Genomic DNA, 18,339 nt, shown 5'->3' on the forward strand with positions numbered 1-18,339 from the left:
TGAGTTTAAAATTTAATTGGCAAAGATAAGAAATTCGTGTGAGTTATGGGTTTCGGGTTTCGGGATTCGGGGAGTGTGATGCGTGATGCGTGATACGAGATGCGAGATTCGGATTTCGGGGTTACTTATTGAAAATTGAGATTAGGTTTTCAGGTTTTAAAATACTTTTAAATATATCAGGATTTGGTGGCAGAGAGTTTTTAAAGGTTAGTTGCTTAGTTAGGTGATTTGATGGAAATATATGTTCGATAACTAAGCAGACCCCACAATACAAAACCACACATCCTAACCCGAATCTCGCATCCCGCATCCCGAATTATTTCCCGAAACTTGCACCCCGTTTGTTTTTTAAGCAAAATCATTTATATTTGTTAGTAATGAACGACGAACAATTATTTCTGCTCATTTCCAAAGCCAACGATAAAGATCAGAAGGCTCAGACGAGGCTCATCAACATTTTTTGGGTTGATGTTTTTTCTTTTGTGATGAAAAAAGTGAGGGATGAAAACGATGCAGATGAAATCACGGTCAATGTTTTCTCTAAAGTTTTGTCGAAACTGGATATGTACGATCCTCATTTTCAGTTTAAAACATGGATTTTGACGATTGCTCAAAACACCATCATTGATTTTTGGAGAAAGAAAGCCCGAGAGAATCAGGATCCTACGGAAAATTTAGATGAAGTGAAAAATCAGTTTGCAAAATCACCGGAAGAACTGATGATTTCTGATGAAGAGCAAAAGAAAATCATAAAAACAATAGAATCTCTCGACAAAAATTATCAGGATATTTTAAGGCTTAGATTTTTTGAAGAAAAAAGCATTAAGGAAATCGCTGATGAACTGGGAATTTCTGTTGCCAATACCAAAGTGAGGGTGATGCGTGCAAAAAAAGTTTTGGCAGAACTGCTTAAAAATAATGATTTTGAAGAATAATATTTTGTAATGAATTTAGAAAATAAAAAATCTGAAATTTCAGTTGAAGGATTCGCAGTAATCAACAGTGTTTTCTCAGATTCTGAAATACAAAAAATAAGTGAAGTTATTCAAAGCATTGACACTTCTAAAGAAACGTTCAGAAAATCGGAACACCTTTTTGCCATCCGTCAATTTTTGAAAGAAATACCTGAGGTGAAAGATTTGATTTTTAATGAAAATGTAAAGACAATCATTAAGGAAATTTTTGGTGAAAATTATTTCGTTGTTAAAAGCATTTACTTCGATAAACCTGAAAAATCGAATTGGTACGTTGCATACCATCAGGATTTGACAATTTCTGTTAACAAGAAAATTCAATTGGAAAATTTCGGACCGTGGACGACGAAACAAAATCAGTTTGCTGTTCAACCACCATTAGAAATTCTCGAAAATATTTTTACGATAAGAATTCATTTGGATGACACTGACGAAAATAATGGTGCATTAAAAGTTGTTCCAAAATCTCATGCAAAAGGAATTTACAGACCCGAAACTATCGACTGGAAGGTGGAAACAGAAAATATCTGCAACGTAGAAAAAGGAGGAATTATGATTATGAAACCGTTGCTTCTTCACGGTTCAAACCGAACTACCAATGGAGAGAAGAGAAGAGTGATTCATATTGAATTTTCTGATAAGGAATTTGCGGAGGAATTGAATTGGTCGGAGAGAATCAATTAAAATAAACACAGATGATTAAAAGAAATTGGCTTCTGATTCCAATGATAATTATTGGATTTTATTATAATTTTTGGAGAATTAAAAATGCCGATACTGAAATGGTTTTTCAGGAAATATTTTTCGGATTTCTTCTTTTCATATTTTTGATTTTTCTTGGTTTTAGTGTCAATAAAGATTTTAAAAAATTTAAAACTTCCAAATCTTTAAATAGCTATTTTCCTTCCTTGATTGGAGTTTTAATTTTGGTTTCTTTTGGTGTTACTTCTTTAGTTTTGGATATGAGAGATAATTCTCCAATAATAATTCATGCAGGTTACGATGGGGATTTCAATGGTGCCTGGTTTGAATTCAGGAAAGACGGAACTTACAAATTTGTTGACCATGCAGGAATAGGAGCCGATATTACAAGAGGAAATTATCAGATGAAAGATTCAATAATTATTCTTGACAAAAGCACTATTGGAAATGTAATCATTTCAAACAAACTGGCTATCAGGATAGATTCAACAGGTGAAAAAATAATGTTGCAAATAGATGAAAAGCATTCTGTTGTAAATGATAAATTTAAATTTATTATCAATGACAATATTGAAAATTGATGTTTGAAATTTAGCTTATGAAGATTTAGCAAATTAAGCAGAGATAAAAAATCAGCTTAATCCGTAAAATCAGCGTGATTTGAATCAAAACAAAAACCTCTCCCAATCGGAAGAGGTTTCATTATTTTAAATTGCAAATTTCTATTTTACAGAAATCTCATCCACAAAAACATACGCTTCACCACCTGCACCCTGATGCCATTGCGGAAGTTTTCCGAAATGATAAGCTTTTACTTTCAGATAACGGGCTTCGGTAGGAAGAATTTCAGTTGAAAAATCTTTTACCTGAACGTTTTCATCTTTAGCATCGATGTTATTTTCCAGTGTTTTCAATAAAATGAAAGTTTTCCCATCCATTGAAGCATAATATTCCACTTTTTTTGGCATTAAGATCCACGCACGGCTGTCCTGAAGGTAGGTTGAAGAGATCTGTCTCATCTGTTGCGGAGATTTAAAATCAATAATCGCTTCCACGGTTTGTCCTTGATAGCCTTGCCATTCGCCTTTTCTCCAGTTTACATCACCGTTGATTCCATCGATGATTGCCAGTTTCCCACCCGCTGTGTATTGCGGATTTGCCGTTGCATTGATTGTCACATCCCAATGATTTGGTCTTTTGTTGAATTGAGCAGTTGTAATTCCGCTTTTTTCGCCGTTTCTCTCGGAGTAAGCTGAAACCTGCGTTGTTTTATTAATAGTTAATGGACCTTTGTAAACCTTAAATGATTTTTTCGCGTTTTTGTCGTCTTCATCCAAAGTCATGTAGTATACTTTATCCTTTTCGTTAAGCGCGGTAATTTCTACCTTTGACGTCACGTCAAAAAGCCTGTCTGCAGCGATAACAGGAGAAGCAGTTTGTTCTTTATATTTTAAATCTTTAGCAACCTGTACATTTTCAAATCCAAGTTTTTTGAGTTCACTTTTAGGAGTATTTTTGGTGATGATTTTCGTCGTTCCGTCTTCCAGATGAAGTTTTATTTCATCAAAATATGGCGTCACCGTTTCCCATTCAGGTTTTCCGGGAGTAACGGAATAAATTCCCATTGAACTTAAAATATACCACGCACTCATCTGTCCACAATCTTCGTTTCCAATCAAGCCATCCGGAGCATTTTTATAGAAATTATCGAGAATATATTTGATCTTTTCTTCCGTTTTTTGAGGTTTGTCAACTAAATTATAAAGATAAGCGATGTGGTGACTCGGCTCATTTCCCTGAGCGTATTGTCCCATCAAACCAGTAATGTCCACCTGTTCTCTTCCCGTTGTTTTGTCTGGAGCTGAGAAAATAGCGTCTATAAACTGTTCAAATTTCTCTTTTCCACCATGCGCCTGAATCAATCCAGGAATATCCTGTGGCACAAAGTAGGAATAATGCCATGAATTTCCTTCTGTATAATTGTTATTAACTTCTCTTGGATCAAACGGTTCGTACCAGTTTCCGTTCTTTCTTGCCTGCATAAAACCGTTTTTTGGGTTGTAAAGGTTTTTCCAGTTTTGAGAACGTTTCATAAAGTAGGCGTAATCCTCTTTTTTATTTAAAATTTTCGCCATTTGAGCGATACACCAGTCGTCATAAGCGTATTCGAGAGTTTTTGAAACACTTTCGTGCTCATCATCAATGCTGATGTAATTTTTGTTTTTGTAAGCATCAAGCCCGAAAATATCCAACATTGCAGAATTTTTCGAAGCTTCGTAGGCTTTTTCATAATCAAAACCGGTAATTCCTTTTGCCATCGCATCAGCGATTACGGAAACTCCGTGATAACCGATCATACATTCTGTTTCATTGGAAGCCAGTTCCCATACCGGAAGCTTTCCGCCCTGTTCACGCTGTTTGATGAAAGTATTGACGAAATCTGCCGTTCTTTTTCTGTCAATCAAGGTCATCAAAGGATGTGCTCCTCTGAAAGTATCCCAAAGTGAAAAGACGGTGTAGAAATCAAAATCTTTGGCATAATAAAACTTATTGTCTCTGCCACGGTATTTTCCGTCAACATCCATATTGATATTAGGCTGTGTGAAAACGTGATACATTGCTGTATAGAAAACGGTGAGTTTATTTTTATCGTCAGATTTTACTTCAATTTTCGAAAGTTCTTTATTCCATGCAGTTTCGGCTTCTTTTTTTACGTCATCGAAATTATCAGACTTGCCTTCGGTTAAGAAATTTTTGGCAGCACCGTCATAATCTGTTGGTGAAAGCGCAACTTTTACATTGATTTTTTCACCTTTTTTTACATTTGTGCTAAACGCCAAGGCAAGCTGAGTCCCGGAATACAAATTGCTTTCCTGACTTCCGTTAGCGAGGGTTTTTGAAATTTTCATCGGCTTTGAAAACTCAATTCTGGCGTACACAAACTGATTGGTTGCCCAGGCTTCACTTCTTCTTAAAACTTCAATGGTTTTAGCATCAATAATTCTTACTTCGCCCTGTAAAAGTTTGTCGCGGTGGTTTAAATCTAAAACTATATTTGCCACTCCGGCATTATTGAATTTATACTCATGATAACCGACTCTTTTTGTTGTTGTTAAACGAACGTCGATATTGTGTTTGTCTAATTTAACGGAGTAAAAACCTGCTGTCGCCTTTTCGTTTTTATGAGAAAATTTGGAGGAATATTCCTTAGAGCTGAAACTGGCTTTTCCCATCGTCGGCATCAGCATAATGTCTCCGTAATCTGAAACTCCGGTTCCGTTCAGATGCGTATGTGAAAATCCGTAAATCACAGAATCTGAATAATGATATCCGCTGCAGCCGTCCCAGCTTCCGTCAATTCTGGTGTCCGGAGAAAGCTGAACCATCCCGAAAGGCACGATAGCGCCGGGAAAAGTATGCCCGTGACCGCCCGTTCCGATGAAAGGATTGACATATTGTGAATAGTTTTGAGAAAATAAATTATGACTAATCAATCCGATAAGGATAAAGATTATTTTTTTCATGGTGTTAAATTTAAATCGCCCTAAAATACACAAATTTTAGGTTCGCAAAAGAATTTATCTATGAGTCTGTTTATTGATTCTAAATAGCTAAAATTTCCGTAAATTTGTGCTCAATTTATATTTTTATGTTGACTAAAGAAAAAGTTCAGGATTTCCTTAAAGAAATAGAAGTAGATGATTTGGTGAGTAACTTTCAGGTAATGGGCAGCGATGTGTATATCGACATGACCGCTCATTCACCAGCAATGCACGAAAAAAAGAAGCTTGAAGCAGCAATGAAACAGGCTTTTGCAAGCGAATTTGGAGAAGAAATTAATTTAAAACTTAAAATAGTTTCTCCCGAGCCAAGCGAAGTTCAGCTGAGTCAGATCAAAGGAAAACAAATCCCTGGAATTCAAAATATTATTGCCATCGCATCCGGAAAAGGAGGTGTTGGTAAGTCTACAGTTGCCGCAAATCTTGCAGTAACTTTAGCCAAAATGGGTTTTAAAGTTGGAATTTTAGATGCCGATATTTACGGACCGTCTGTTCCGACAATGTTTGACACAGAAGGCCAGAAGCCAGTGTCTGTTGACGTGAACGGGAAAAGCTTAATGAAACCAATTGAAAATTACGGTGTGAAAATGCTTTCCATCGGATATTTTTCAGGTGCCAATCAGGCAGTGGTTTGGAGAGGGCCAATGGCTTCAAAAGCATTAAACCAAATGATCAGAGATGCAGCTTGGGGTGAACTTGATTTCCTTTTAATCGATCTTCCTCCTGGAACAGGTGATATTCATTTATCCATAATTCAGGAAGTTCCGGTAACCGGAGCGGTGATTGTAAGTACGCCTCAACACGTTGCTTTGGCGGATGTGAGAAAGGGAATTGCGATGTTCAATATGGAAAGTATCAACATTCCGGTTCTTGGACTGATAGAAAATATGGCTTATTTCACGCCGGAAGAATTACCTGACAATAAATATTATATCTTTGGAAATCAGGGAGCACAATATCTGGCAGATGATTTAAATATTCCTGTGTTGGGAGAAATTCCTTTGATTCAAAGCATCAGAGAAGCGGGAGATGTAGGAAGACCTGCAGCGCTTCAGGAAGGTACCAAAATTGCAGAAATTTATGTAGAAACGGCAAGAAAAATGGTGGAGAGTCTGGTAGAAAGAAACAAATTTTTACCTCCTACAGAAGCCGTGAAAATCACGACAATGGCAGGTTGCTCACCCAAAAAATAAATAATGATTTCAAATTAAATTTTGAAAAACCAAATTCAAATATGGAGACAAATATAGCACACGAACAAACTGTAACCAAGGTAATGGAAGCTCTTGAAAGCATTCGTCCGTTTCTGAACAAAGACGGTGGCGATATCGAGCTTTTGGATGTGAAAGATAATACTGTTTTTGTAAAACTTTTAGGAAACTGTTCAGGTTGCTCTCTTAATTTCTCAACATTGAAGTTAGGGGTAGAAAATACCATCAAACAGCACGCTCCCGAAATTGAAAAGGTAGTAAATGTAGAGTAAAAAATACGACGATATATTTTTTGAAGACAGACTTTTGGGTCTGTCTTTTTTTTTGCATTAAATATGTAGGATAGGAAACCTTGTCAAGGTTAATCTTCATGCAGTTGATAACCTTGACAAGTTTTTTTTTAGAATGAAATTGCTTCAATATCAACAGGAACAGGCTTCAGCCCGTTTTCCAATTGCACATTTAAATGGCTTTAGCCAAAATTTATTTTTTAGAACCAATATATGATTCAATCTCATCAAGACTCTCATGAAATTTTTCCAGACGGTGATTGTCATCCACTTCGATTAATTTTACATTACTCAATGGTTTTTCAAATAACCAGTTCTGATTTAAAATCGCATCCTTTTTAGTCGCAATGATCAAAGTATTTTTCGGATTGTCAAACTTTTGTAATTGTGGAATCAATGTTTCAGGAAATTCAAAATCTGCAATTCGTTCATCAATATTCAAAAGCGGACTGCTTAAAATCAAAATTGATTTTTTACCTTTCTGCAATCTTCGTTCACGAAGTTGATACGCAAAGTTGGCTCCGGTAGAATCACCGACCAAAATTGGATTTTCAATATTTTTCAATTTCAATTCTGCTTCGTCGAGAAGTTCGGAAATAATGCTGTCATTTTTCCATTCAATAAAATCGTAATTGAACTGGTCTTTGAAATAATCTTTTAAATTGATAAATTTTCTGGAGTGCTGGTCTGAGCCAAGACCGTGGATGTAGAGGAGGGTTTGTTTCACGGGAAGTTTTTAGAGTTTATTTAATTTAGAATTAAAAGTACAAATTTTCAGATAGATTAAAGGCTCAATTGTATCTAAAAAACAAATATGATACTTTCAATTCTGACTTCAAAAACCTTCTCAAGTTTTTTCTTTTTCGCTTAATTTTCACTTTCACCTGACAAATTTTTCGGTTTTTCTCACCTGCTTTCCAAGATCTATTTCAATCTCAAAAATTATCCTGACAAGTTTTTTTAGGGTAAGAAAAAATGCTGTGTTTAATTTTTTATAATAGAATTTTACTTTTTTATGAGCATAAAGCGATCATATACCGATGATATACCGATCATAGAGACGTAAAAGGGGTGTGATCTTTTAAATTTGAGAACTGTTGAACTTTTTTTGAGAGCTAAAAATGATTTTATTTTTTTTAAATCAACCTTGACAAGGTTAATGCACAATTCGCTTTTTTTAATACAAAAAAAAGCCCCGAGAAAAATCTCGAGGCTTCAAAAGTAAATTATTAAGTAAAAAAATTATTTTACGATGAATCTCTTCACTTCGCCTTCAGAAGTTTTCAGTAAATAAACTCCGGTGTTGAGTCTTGAAGTGTCGATGGTTAAGGCAGATTTTTCTTTTCCAAGAAGTTTTCCGCTCATGTCGAACAATTCGTAACCCTGAGCTCTGTTGAAGTATAAAGTTCCACCTTGTTTTACAGGGTTCGGGAAGATATTGAACGTTGCTTTTTCAGTTTTTACTTCGCCTGTAGATAGCGTTGGCGAAAGGGTAACTTCGTACGTTGACAATGTTCCGCTGATCTCGTTGGCAACGATGACGTAAGCTTTTCCATTATTCATATTGGCAGCAGGAATGAAGGTAATTCCTTCCGGACCGTTGTCACCACCAAATGCAGAGGTAGATCTTGGATTTTTGTAATCTACAAAAGTTGCGTTGGCAGGATCTGTTACATTGTAGACCATTACACCTCCCGTTCTTTCTAAAGTGATGAATGCGAAAGTCTGACCGTTAATGGTACCTAAAGTTACGCCTTCTGGCTCAGGACCTTTTGCGCGGCTACGGGTTTTTGCTCCGTTAGCCTCGTTATCGGCGTTGAAAACCAATGGATGGTAAGCGGCAGTGTGTCTTTCAAACTGATCTCCACTGTCGAATACTAATTGTTTGGTATCTGCATTGAAGATTGAGAATGATCTCGCTCCCAAAGCGTGAATCTCTTCAAAATCTGCATCTCCATCAGTATTTCCATTCACATTGGTCACTCTGAATCTTCCTAAATTATGCGAAGCTTTTAAAATAGAAGCGTTAGGGAAAATTGTAGAATCTAAAGTATATCCGTTCGCTCCCACAGTCGTTCTTTCACTGAATCCACCTAAGTCTTTTTCGTCACCTTCGTTAGCTGTTACCAGATAGTTGGTGTTTCCGATTTTGTATGAAGCCATTGCATCTGGGTTGTAGTAAGCTTTTACAGGCCAGTTAGCAATTAAAACTTCTCCGTTATTGTCTGAAGCATCGAAACCATTTCCTGGAAGACTCATGTCTTTTTTACCTAATCCCCAAATTCCGGTTAAAGCTTTTGTCGTCAAATTAACTTCAATAATCGCATTGTTTTCCTGACAAGAAACCCATGCTTTCTGGCTATCCGGACTGATGGCGATGTATTCTGGTTCTAAATCCTGAGCTAAAGTGCTTGTAGATTTTACTTTTCTTCCGCCGGTTGCTGCTAACGTAGCTTCCTGTCCGTTAAACTGAGTGAAACCAAGTGTTGTTACATTTGTTTGCGTTAAAGCCTGGATTCCTGCAACCGTTAAAGTCGGCACATCAATAATACTGATTGAACCTTCAGGATCTACCGTGTATGCATCATTCGGTTCGCCCTCGTTTGCGGTCATTACTTTTGTTCCGTCTGGAGTAAATGTAATCATATCAGGTAAAACCCCAACATTAAGTTGTTTCAAAAAGACACCGTTGATGTCAAAAAATACAACCGAACCATTTCCCTGTGGATTTGTTCCGTTCGGAGAAGCTACTGCAATAATTCCGTTCTTTACGGCAATGCTGGTAATCCCACCGTAAGGCGCCATGTTGATGGTTTGAATAACCGTTGGCGCAGCAGGATTTGAGAAATTAATAATATCAAAAACATCCGTTATTGAACTGATGGTAAATAATCTTTGGGTTGCAGCGTCGTGAACCACAATTTCCGTTGAGCTCGTGTTGTTATTCGATGGATCAAAACTTCCGATGTAATTTAAAGAAATTTGATTGGATGGAATCGGAGCCGCTTTATCATTATCAATAATATAAATCGTAGAATTAGCGTCGCCCGTAATCGTTGTTCCTACAGGGTTTTCAAGACCAACTACAAAATATTCAGCCTGCTGTTCTTCCAAAGTATCGTCGATGATTGGAATGTTTACCGTAACACTCGTCGTTGAAGGCGTAATGTTAATCGTTTGGTTAGCCAAAGTAAAATCACTGCTGTTCGCGGTGTTGAAAGAAGCTGGTTTTACGACCAAATTAACCGTTGCGTTGGAAGGATTGGTAACATTGATCTTAAATGCTAATGTTCCTGCATTTTCATTGACTTTAATTAAATTTTTATCTAAAGCAATGCTTGTTCCCGCCGTTGTGAATGTGCTTGAAGTAGTCGCAGTAACTGCGTTGTCGCTTGTGTCTTCAACCAAGTTTGGTTTTAAAGCCAGATAATAAGCCTGATTCGGAACCAAACCAGCGGTTGGAATTACCGTGATTGCATTGTTCGCAAAAGTTGTAGTAAAAGGAACGACAGTTCCAGTTGCGTTGTTTAATCTCAATTCAACCAAATTCTGAGCGTTGGCGGCAGTAATCGCAGAATTGTCTATTAATCTTACGTTTTCGTTGAATGTGATCGTAGGATTTGCTGTTGTAGAAGCGTTGTTTACATTGTTTGCAGGCAAATAGGCAACAGTTGGTGGAGTTGTATCAACACCTCCGGCCGGAGTTGCATCTACTGTGAAATTATCAAATCTGTTGTTTCCAACGGCTCCTCCGCCACCTTGTGCGAATTCTACTTTCAGTTTGAAATTAGGATTATTTGAAACTCCCGCAACTGCAGAAAAATCAAATGTAATCAACTGCGGATTGGCATCCTGTGAAGTTACCGTCTGATAAGGAACAAAAGTAGTTCCGTCTAAAGAGTAAAACCAGTTCTGATTTCCTGCTCCCGATCCCGAACGTCTCGTTGTAAATTTTACAACAACATTATTATAACCTGTTGTAGGCAAAAGAAACTGTACATTTCCGTTGATCGGATAATTATATCTTAAATGTGTTCCGGAAGCGTCTCCGTTTCTGGCGTTTAAATTTTCAATATTGAAATTTTGGTTGACACCATTTGCAAAATCAATAAAAGTATCTGTGCTTCCTGTTCCTGTAGAAACTGCTGTGATGGAGCCATTCAGAAGCGATGTAGTAGGAGTGGTGAGTGCTGCAACGGATGTACTGTTATTAAAGTTCCAGTAGTGAACCAGAGTGCTCTGTCCTGAAACTGAACCGTAAAATAATGCGGCAATCGGCAGTAAGCCTCTCAAAAGGTATTTGTTCTTCATTTTTACAATTTATTATTTGTGCAAAAATGAACGTTGTAGGTTGTGAGGGTTTTACGGGAAGGTTATGAAATGGTTAAGATTTCATCTCAATTTATGATGATTGTTTAAATTATTATTAATTTATTTTGGTAGTTAAAATGAATTTTAAATGAGTAACTAAATTTCTGAAAAATTTTTCAACAAATATTTCTTTGCGTAAGCCTTTAATTTTTCATATTCTACTGCAATTTCTTCACATTTTTCTGCGCAATTTTTGACAGAAATACCCCGTATGCCTTTTCCGGAGAACTCTATCTTTCCATCATATTCGTAGAAAAGTTCAACTGCTTTACCATTCGCATATGTAATATTTTCTTTTCCGAGTAAAACTTCGGCAAAAGCATAATCTTCTAAATTACAAAAACCTCTTCCTATTTTTAGCCTCTTTATTTTATCATGTTTAACTAATGATTTAAAGATAGGATATTGAGGATTTAATATTTTTACACCGAAACCGATTGCAAGAATTTCTAAATTTGGAAGTTGACTTAAAAAATCAAAATTTTCAATAGGTTGGTTCCAATCTAAGGTACCGTTAATATAAATGTATCTTAGGCTATTAATTCCTGCCAAACCACCAAAATCAGTTACTTTTCTTAAATTTTCAAAATGGACAGATTTTAATTTTTTTAAATTATTTAAAGGTGTTAAATCAGAAAAACTTGAAACATACTCAAGTACAAGTTCTTCCAAATTAGATAATTTACTTAAAAATTCTATATTTTGGGCTCTGTAAAAAGTTATTCTTAATCGTTTTAGATTTATTAATTTAGAAACTGATTGTACTTGCTCATGGCTTGGGTCATGTAAAGTGAGTTCTTCAAGATTTAAACAATCGAAGACCTGCATCCAATAGATCTTTTCTTGAGTTTTACTTATCGTCAGGATTTTTACATCTTCTTTGTTCGCAATTTCAAAGTCTGCAATAAAAGCGAACCTGTCTCTGTTGGGAATAACAGTCCAATAGTCATCATTTCTGTCTATAAAATCTGCAAAATGATACTTCATAATCAATTTTTTTAAAGATGTTCAGGCTTTTAAAGCTTTTAAAATTCTATTCCTCCCCCGAAACCCGCTCATAAATATTATGAATCAAACCATCCGCAACAGAAATTTTCGGAACAAAAATCTTGTTGATATCTGCCCAGTGCATTACGAAATTATAGATTTTCAGGGCGTGAACCAAAACGTCGGCTCTGTCCTGTCTGAAACCATACTTGGTCATTCTTTCCTCAACCGTTAAATCGTTGAATTCTTTGTAAGCCTTCTTCAGATAAGCGATGGACATCGGTTTGCCGTCTTTGGTTTTGCTCATTGAGAAAACTTTGTTGATGTTTCCACCAGAACCAATGGCAACAATTTGCATTTTGCTGTTGATATTAGTTTTTATTTCCTCTTTCATTTCCTTCCAGTTGTCTTCTGTCACGAGATTGTTGAGAAGACGGATGGTGCCGATGTTGAAAGATTTTTCATAGACCATTTTATCGTTTTCGTAGAAAGTCAGTTCAGTAGAACCACCGCCAACGTCTACATAGAGATAAGCGAAATCTTTGTCAAGGCCTTCTGCAACGTGGTTTTCATACACCAAGGTCGCTTCTTCGTCTCCGGAAATAATTTCGATGGAAAGATCAGCGTGGTTTTTTACTTTTTCAATAATTTCCTGTCCGTTTTCGGCATCACGCATCGCACTGGTGGCGCAGGCTCTGTAGTGTTCAACTTTATAAACTTTCATCAGATCACTGAAAATTTTCATTGAATCCAATACCATTTTCTCACGTTCTTCACCGATTTTTCCAAGAGTGAAAACATCCATTCCCAATCGCAGAGGAATTCGGAGGAGATTTAATTTAATAAATTCCGGCTTTCCGTTTTGAATTTTCACCTCGTTGATTAAAAGTCGGGCTGCATTACTTCCTATGTCTATCGCTGCAATGATCATTTTTAGATTGTATTTTATTGAATATCAGTTGTTTAATTTAAAATCAAATTCGTTTTAAAATCCGAATTTACAAAAATTAATTCTTAATGGTTGATTTGACGCATTTAAAAGCAATTTCAACCGTGGTTTCAAAAATTAAGTTTAATAAAAAATGGGGCTTCGACAAGCTCAACCTGACACCGTTTAACTTAGTGTCGTCACACTGAGCCTGTCAAAGCGTTGTGATTATGGTACTGGCTTCAATAAATTTTCACATCATTTTTCCACCCTTTAGGGTCGGGGAAAAGAAAAATGATTTGAAAATTTAACTAATAATCGTCCTTTAAAATTTACTGAACTTCAACGACCCGGCTTAATGAGTTTACTCTGTAAATCTTAAAAAATCTAAAGCCTTTTTGTCCTTAAAAATTTAATAAACTTAATGTGAGAATCACTTTCCACCAGTTTTCGCCTTCAGATATTTATACGTTTCAATCTGCGAGCGGCAATCTTTTTCATCATTGCTGATGTATTCATTGCTGAGTTTTTTATCTAAAATTCTCGCTTTTACATTGTCTCTCAATTGAATATCCAGAATATCCTTCAGCTCTTTTTTCAGGTTTTTATCGGTGATTTTTGCTGCAGCCTCAATTCTGTAATCCAGATTTCGGTTCATCCAGTCGGCGGACGAAATGTAGATGTCTTCTGCACCTTTGCTGTAGAAATACATCACTCTGGCATGTTCCAGATACTCATCTACAATGCTGATGGCCTTTATTTTTTCTTTAAACTCTTTCTGATTAATGGCACAGTAAATTCCTCTCACAATAATTTTAATAACCACTCCTGCACCTGCAGCCTCGTACAGTTTGGTAATCAGGGCACGGTCACTCACCGAGTTGGCTTTAATGATCATCTGGGCTTTTCTTCCGGCTTTGGCTTCCTCAATTTCCTTATCGATATGATGCACAATTTTTTCACGCATAAACTGCGGACAAACCATCAGATTTTTACATGTTTTCAATACAGAAAGATAGTCTTCTTTTGGTTTTTTCAACACGGTGAAAACTTTGTTGATGTCTGCCATAATGCCTCGGTCTGAGGTCATAATCAAATGATCCCCGTAGATTTTAGCCGTCTTTTCATTGAAATTTCCTGTGCTTACGAAGCCGTACTGAAGTGTTTTGTTGTGAACCCTTTTTTTGATGACGCAAAGTTTAGCATGAACTTTTTTGTCAGGAATTCCTATTAAAACAGTGATTCCTTCGGGTTCGAACATTTCTTTCCATTTTAAATTGGATTCTTCATCAAATCTCGCCTGAAGTTCGAGCATCACCGTCACATCTTTCCCGTTTCGGGCAGCATAAATTAAGGCATTACTTATTTTTGAATTACTCGCCAAACGGTAAGCTGTAATCTGAATTGATTTCACATCCGGATCCATCGCCGCTTCACGAAGAAGGTCAATCACCGGTGTGTAAGTATGGTAAGGGAAGCTCAAAAGCACATCCTGCTTCAGAATAACATCAGTCACTCTTTCACCATGTTCAAAAGCCTGATGGGTAAATGAAGTCCGCTCAACCGGTTTTTTATAGTATTCAAAAACATCAGGGAAGTCCATAAAATGTTTGAAATTATGAATTTTTCCTCCAGGGATGATGCTGTCTTTTTTGCTTAGATTTAATTTTCGGATCAGCAGTTCGAGCATTGCCTTGTCCATATCTTTATCGAAAACAAAACGGGTCGGCTTCCCTTTTCGTCTGTTTTTCAGTCCTTTTTCAATTTTTTCGGCAAAATTGGTTTTGATGTCATTGTCGATATCCATTTCTGCATCTTTTGTCACTTTAAAGGAGTGTGAGGCAAATTCATCATATCCAAAATAGGAAAAAATATGCGGCAGATTGAATGTAATCACGTCTTCCAGAAGCATCACATTTTTTTCTTCTAAATCTTCTGTAGGTAAAAGCACAAACCTTCCCACAAAACGCGACGGAATCTCAATAATTGCATAGTTGCTGTGGTAATTCCAGTCTTTTTTCCTCATGGCTACGCCCAGATAAAGACTTTTGTCTCTGAGGTAAGGCATTGGCGTGTTTTCATGCAGAAGAATCGGGATCACATTGGATTCTACTACTTCATCAAAATACTGTCTCACAAAATTTTTCTGGATCGCGGTCAGATTTTTTGAAGTTTTAATGAAAACCTTTTGTTCTGCCATTTCAACCTGAATTTTCTTCCACGTTTTATCAAAATCGGCCTGTTGGGTAATCACAATTTCATTAATTCTCTGAAGAATTTTTGAAGGTGGCTGATAAAACGATTCGGCGATTACTTTTTCCTTAAAATCCATGGCACGTTTCAAACCGGCAACACGCACTCTGAAAAACTCATCCAGATTATTTGAGAAAATCCCTAAAAAACGAATTCTGAGGTGCAGAGGCACGTTTTCGTCCATTGCTTCCTGTAAAACTCTTTCGTTAAATGCTAACCATGTAACATCTCTGGGATTAAAATGTAAAGACATATTTGCGTATATAATTTCTCAAAAATAGTAATAAAACTGGTCTTTATTTTGATTCTTACGTTAATTCTTAATTAAATTTTTAGTTGAAGGAAAATGGGTTTTTAAATAGTAATTTATTGTAATTAAAGTTAAAAACATATTTGTCATTGAATATGTCGAATCTTTGATTTCTGAAAGAATCATAGATATGAATCTCAGTGAAATTTTTGGATTTTAATTTTGTTAAAACGCAAGGGTAGACAAAGTTTTTTTAATGGATGCTGTTTATAAGGTAGACAATGGCATTTCATTTAGCTAAGAAATACGATGTTTTAATTTAGTTTGTTTGATGGAAACTAAATAGATAATTTGTAAATAGAAGAGGCTTCGACAAGCTCAGCCTGACACGTTATAATTTTGAAATCAGATATTATTTGACTGTAAGTTTCTTTTTACAAACCAATCCAATAACATTTAGTATTAGCGATGTCACGCTGAGCCTGTCGAAGCGTTTTTCAATAAATAATAATTAGGTTTAAAATCAAAATATTTCTAAACGCAAAAGTTTAAGTCAAATATTTTGAAAACTTTTGAAAAACTAAAAATCAAATCAAAATCTTATGTCTCTTATGCGGTTAAAAAAAGCAGTATCGCTGTCATTTTAAACCAGATTCATTTGAAATTTGTCTTAATTTCATTTTAAAAAATCCAAAACTGTCAATTTGTCATAAAAATTCCCTTGGTACAGATATTGAGAAAGTGAGAGTGTTATTGAATTTTAAAAATTAGAAAAAATATAAATATTATGAGTAAAATAATCGGAATCGATTTAGGTACAACAAACTCTTGTGTTGCCGTAATGGAAGGTAAAGACGCTGTTGTAATCCCTAACGCAGAAGGTAAAAGAACAACGCCATCTATCGTGGCATTCACAGAGGACGGAGAAAGAAAAGTAGGAGATCCTGCTAAAAGACAGGCAGTAACAAACCCTACAAAAACTATATATTCTATCAAAAGATTTATCGGTACACACTTTAAAGAAGATGCTAAAGAAATCTCTAGAGTGCCGTATGCAGTAGTTGCAGGACCAAACGATACTGTAAAAGTAAAAATCGACGACAGAGAATATACACCACAGGAAATTTCTGCAATGACGCTTCAGAAAATGAAGAAAACTGCTGAAGATTATCTTGGACAAGAAGTAACAAGAGCGGTAATCACTGTTCCGGCTTACTTCAACGATGCTCAAAGACAGGCTACTAAAGAAGCTGGAGAAATTGCAGGTCTTAAAGTAGAAAGAATTATCAACGAGCCTACAGCAGCAGCTTTGGCTTATGGTATGGACAAAACTAACAAAGATCAAAAAATTGCTGTTTACGATTTAGGTGGTGGTACTTTCGATATTTCAATTCTTGATTTAGGAGACGGTGTATTCGAAGTATTGTCTACAAACGGAGATACGCACTTAGGTGGTGATGACTTTGATGATGTAATTATCAACTGGATGGCAGACGAATTCAAATCTGAAGAAGGTGTTGAATTGAAAGCTGATCCAATCGCTCTTCAAAGACTAAAAGAAGCTGCTGAAAAAGCAAAAATCGAATTGTCTGCTTCTCCTCAAACTGAAATCAACCTTCCATATATTACAGCTACAGCTACAGGTCCTAAACACTTAGTGAAGACTTTAACTAAAGCTAAATTCGAGCAGTTATCTGCAGATTTAGTAAGAAGATCTATGGAGCCGGTTGCTAAAGCGTTGAAAGATGCAGGTTTATCTACTTCAGATATCGACGAAGTAATCTTGGTGGGTGGTTCTACAAGAATCCCAATCATCCAGGAAGAAGTTGAGAAATTCTTCGGTAAAAAACCTTCAAAAGGAGTTAATCCAGACGAAGTTGTAGCGATTGGTGCTGCTATTCAGGGTGGAGTTTTAACTGGAGACGTTACAGACGTACTTTTATTAGACGTTACACCTCTTTCTTTAGGTATTGAAACTATGGGTTCTGTTTTCACAAAATTAATTGATGCAAACACAACAATCCCAACTAAAAAATCTGAAGTATTCTCTACAGCGTCTGACAATCAGCCTGCAGTAAGCATCAGAGTTGGACAGGGTGAAAGACCAATGTTTAATGATAACAAAGAAATCGGTAGATTTGATTTAACAGATATTCCACCAGCACAAAGAGGAGTTCCTCAAATCGAAGTTACTTTCGACATTGATGCGAATGGTATCTTAAGTGTTTCTGCTAAAGATAAAGGAACTGGTAAAGAGCAGTCAATCAAAATTCAGGCATCTTCTGGTCTTTCTGACGAAGAAATCGAAAGAATGAAGAAAGAAGCTCAGGAAAACTCTGCAGCAGACAACAAAAGAAAAGAAGAAGTTGAAATCTTCAACAAAGCTGACGGATTGATTTTCCAGACTGAAAAGCAATTGAAAGAATTCGGTGATAAATTATCTGCAGACAAAAAAGCAGCCATCGAAACTGCTCACGCAGAATTGAAAACCGCTTTCGAAGCTAAGAATGGAGAAGAAGTAAAAGCTAAAACCGAAGCTTTAGATGCAGCTTGGATGGCAGCTTCTGAAGAAATGTATGCTCAAGGTCAGGGGGCTGATGCTGGAGCTCAACAAACTCAAGGAAATGCAAATGGAGCGGAGGACGTTCAAGACGCAGATTTCGAAGAAGTTAAATAAGACTTTAAAAGTCAATATAAATAGAAATCCCCGAGTGAAAACTTGGGGATTTTTTGTGTAAATAAATTGAGAATTTCAGCTGTAATTTTGCCACTTTTACAAAAAATGTGTTGGATGAAAATTCGAATGCATAGTC

General features: G+C 36.2%; 12 protein-coding genes. 6 read left to right on the forward strand and 6 right to left on the reverse strand.

Annotated elements, in window-relative coordinates; translation table 11 throughout:
• Positions 1-377 precede the first annotated feature (377 nt).
• The 3 genes from AC2A1G_RS02755 to AC2A1G_RS02765 are packed head-to-tail and all read left to right on the forward strand — an operon-like array spanning position 378 to position 2,257.
• Positions 378-935: an RNA polymerase sigma factor gene (locus AC2A1G_RS02755; RefSeq protein ID WP_262152191.1), complete on the forward strand. Its 558-nt coding sequence runs from the start codon at positions 378-380 to the stop codon at positions 933-935.
• A gap of 9 nt (positions 936-944) precedes the next feature.
• Positions 945-1,658, forward strand: a complete 714-nt coding sequence (locus AC2A1G_RS02760) for a phytanoyl-CoA dioxygenase family protein (RefSeq protein WP_484045424.1) — start codon at positions 945-947, stop codon at positions 1,656-1,658.
• Between the two features lie 11 nt (positions 1,659-1,669).
• On the forward strand, positions 1,670-2,257 hold the full coding sequence (locus AC2A1G_RS02765; protein ID WP_484045425.1) for a hypothetical protein: 588 nt from the start codon (positions 1,670-1,672) through the stop codon (positions 2,255-2,257).
• A gap of 141 nt (positions 2,258-2,398) precedes the next feature.
• Here AC2A1G_RS02765 and AC2A1G_RS02770 read toward each other — a convergent pair whose 3' ends face one another.
• On the reverse strand, positions 2,399-5,200 hold the full coding sequence (locus AC2A1G_RS02770) for a GH92 family glycosyl hydrolase (RefSeq protein WP_484045426.1): 2,802 nt from the start codon (positions 5,198-5,200) through the stop codon (positions 2,399-2,401).
• 125 nt (positions 5,201-5,325) lie between these two features.
• Here AC2A1G_RS02770 and AC2A1G_RS02775 point away from each other — a divergent pair, with 125 nt between their 5' ends.
• The gene (locus tag AC2A1G_RS02775; RefSeq protein WP_484045427.1) at positions 5,326-6,429 is read left to right on the forward strand and encodes an Mrp/NBP35 family ATP-binding protein; all 1,104 of its coding nucleotides are present in this window, start codon (positions 5,326-5,328) and stop codon (positions 6,427-6,429) included.
• A gap of 41 nt (positions 6,430-6,470) precedes the next feature.
• Positions 6,471-6,719, forward strand: a complete 249-nt coding sequence (locus tag AC2A1G_RS02780; protein ID WP_052188000.1) for a NifU family protein — start codon at positions 6,471-6,473, stop codon at positions 6,717-6,719.
• 211 nt (positions 6,720-6,930) lie between these two features.
• Here the strand turns inward: AC2A1G_RS02780 and AC2A1G_RS02785 are convergent, their stop codons facing one another.
• The 5 genes from AC2A1G_RS02785 to ppk1 form a co-directional block, all read right to left on the reverse strand.
• The gene (locus tag AC2A1G_RS02785) at positions 6,931-7,464 is read right to left on the reverse strand and encodes a YqiA/YcfP family alpha/beta fold hydrolase (protein WP_484045428.1); all 534 of its coding nucleotides are present in this window, start codon (positions 7,462-7,464) and stop codon (positions 6,931-6,933) included.
• A 515-nt stretch (positions 7,465-7,979) separates the two neighbouring features.
• Entirely contained in the window at positions 7,980-11,048 is a 3,069-nt protein-coding gene (locus AC2A1G_RS02790; RefSeq protein WP_484045429.1) for a choice-of-anchor I family protein, read from the reverse strand.
• A gap of 156 nt (positions 11,049-11,204) precedes the next feature.
• Positions 11,205-12,095 carry a leucine-rich repeat domain-containing protein gene (locus AC2A1G_RS02795; protein WP_484045430.1) on the reverse strand — a complete coding sequence of 297 codons (891 nt, stop codon included), beginning with the start codon at positions 12,093-12,095 and terminating at the stop codon, positions 11,205-11,207.
• A 46-nt stretch (positions 12,096-12,141) separates the two neighbouring features.
• Positions 12,142-13,026 (reverse strand): Ppx/GppA phosphatase family protein, encoded by an 885-nt coding sequence (locus AC2A1G_RS02800; RefSeq protein ID WP_484045431.1) that lies wholly within the window; start codon positions 13,024-13,026, stop codon positions 12,142-12,144.
• A 430-nt stretch (positions 13,027-13,456) separates the two neighbouring features.
• Positions 13,457-15,529 (reverse strand): polyphosphate kinase 1, encoded by a 2,073-nt coding sequence (gene ppk1 / locus AC2A1G_RS02805; protein WP_484045432.1) that lies wholly within the window; start codon positions 15,527-15,529, stop codon positions 13,457-13,459.
• Between the two features lie 784 nt (positions 15,530-16,313).
• Between ppk1 and dnaK the strand changes: the two genes are divergently transcribed.
• Positions 16,314-18,203 carry a molecular chaperone DnaK gene (gene dnaK / locus AC2A1G_RS02810; protein ID WP_484045433.1) on the forward strand — a complete coding sequence of 630 codons (1,890 nt, stop codon included), beginning with the start codon at positions 16,314-16,316 and terminating at the stop codon, positions 18,201-18,203.
• Positions 18,204-18,339 lie beyond the last annotated feature (136 nt).

It is taken from the genome of Chryseobacterium sp. HNCC26DJ240 (assembly GCF_057180485.1).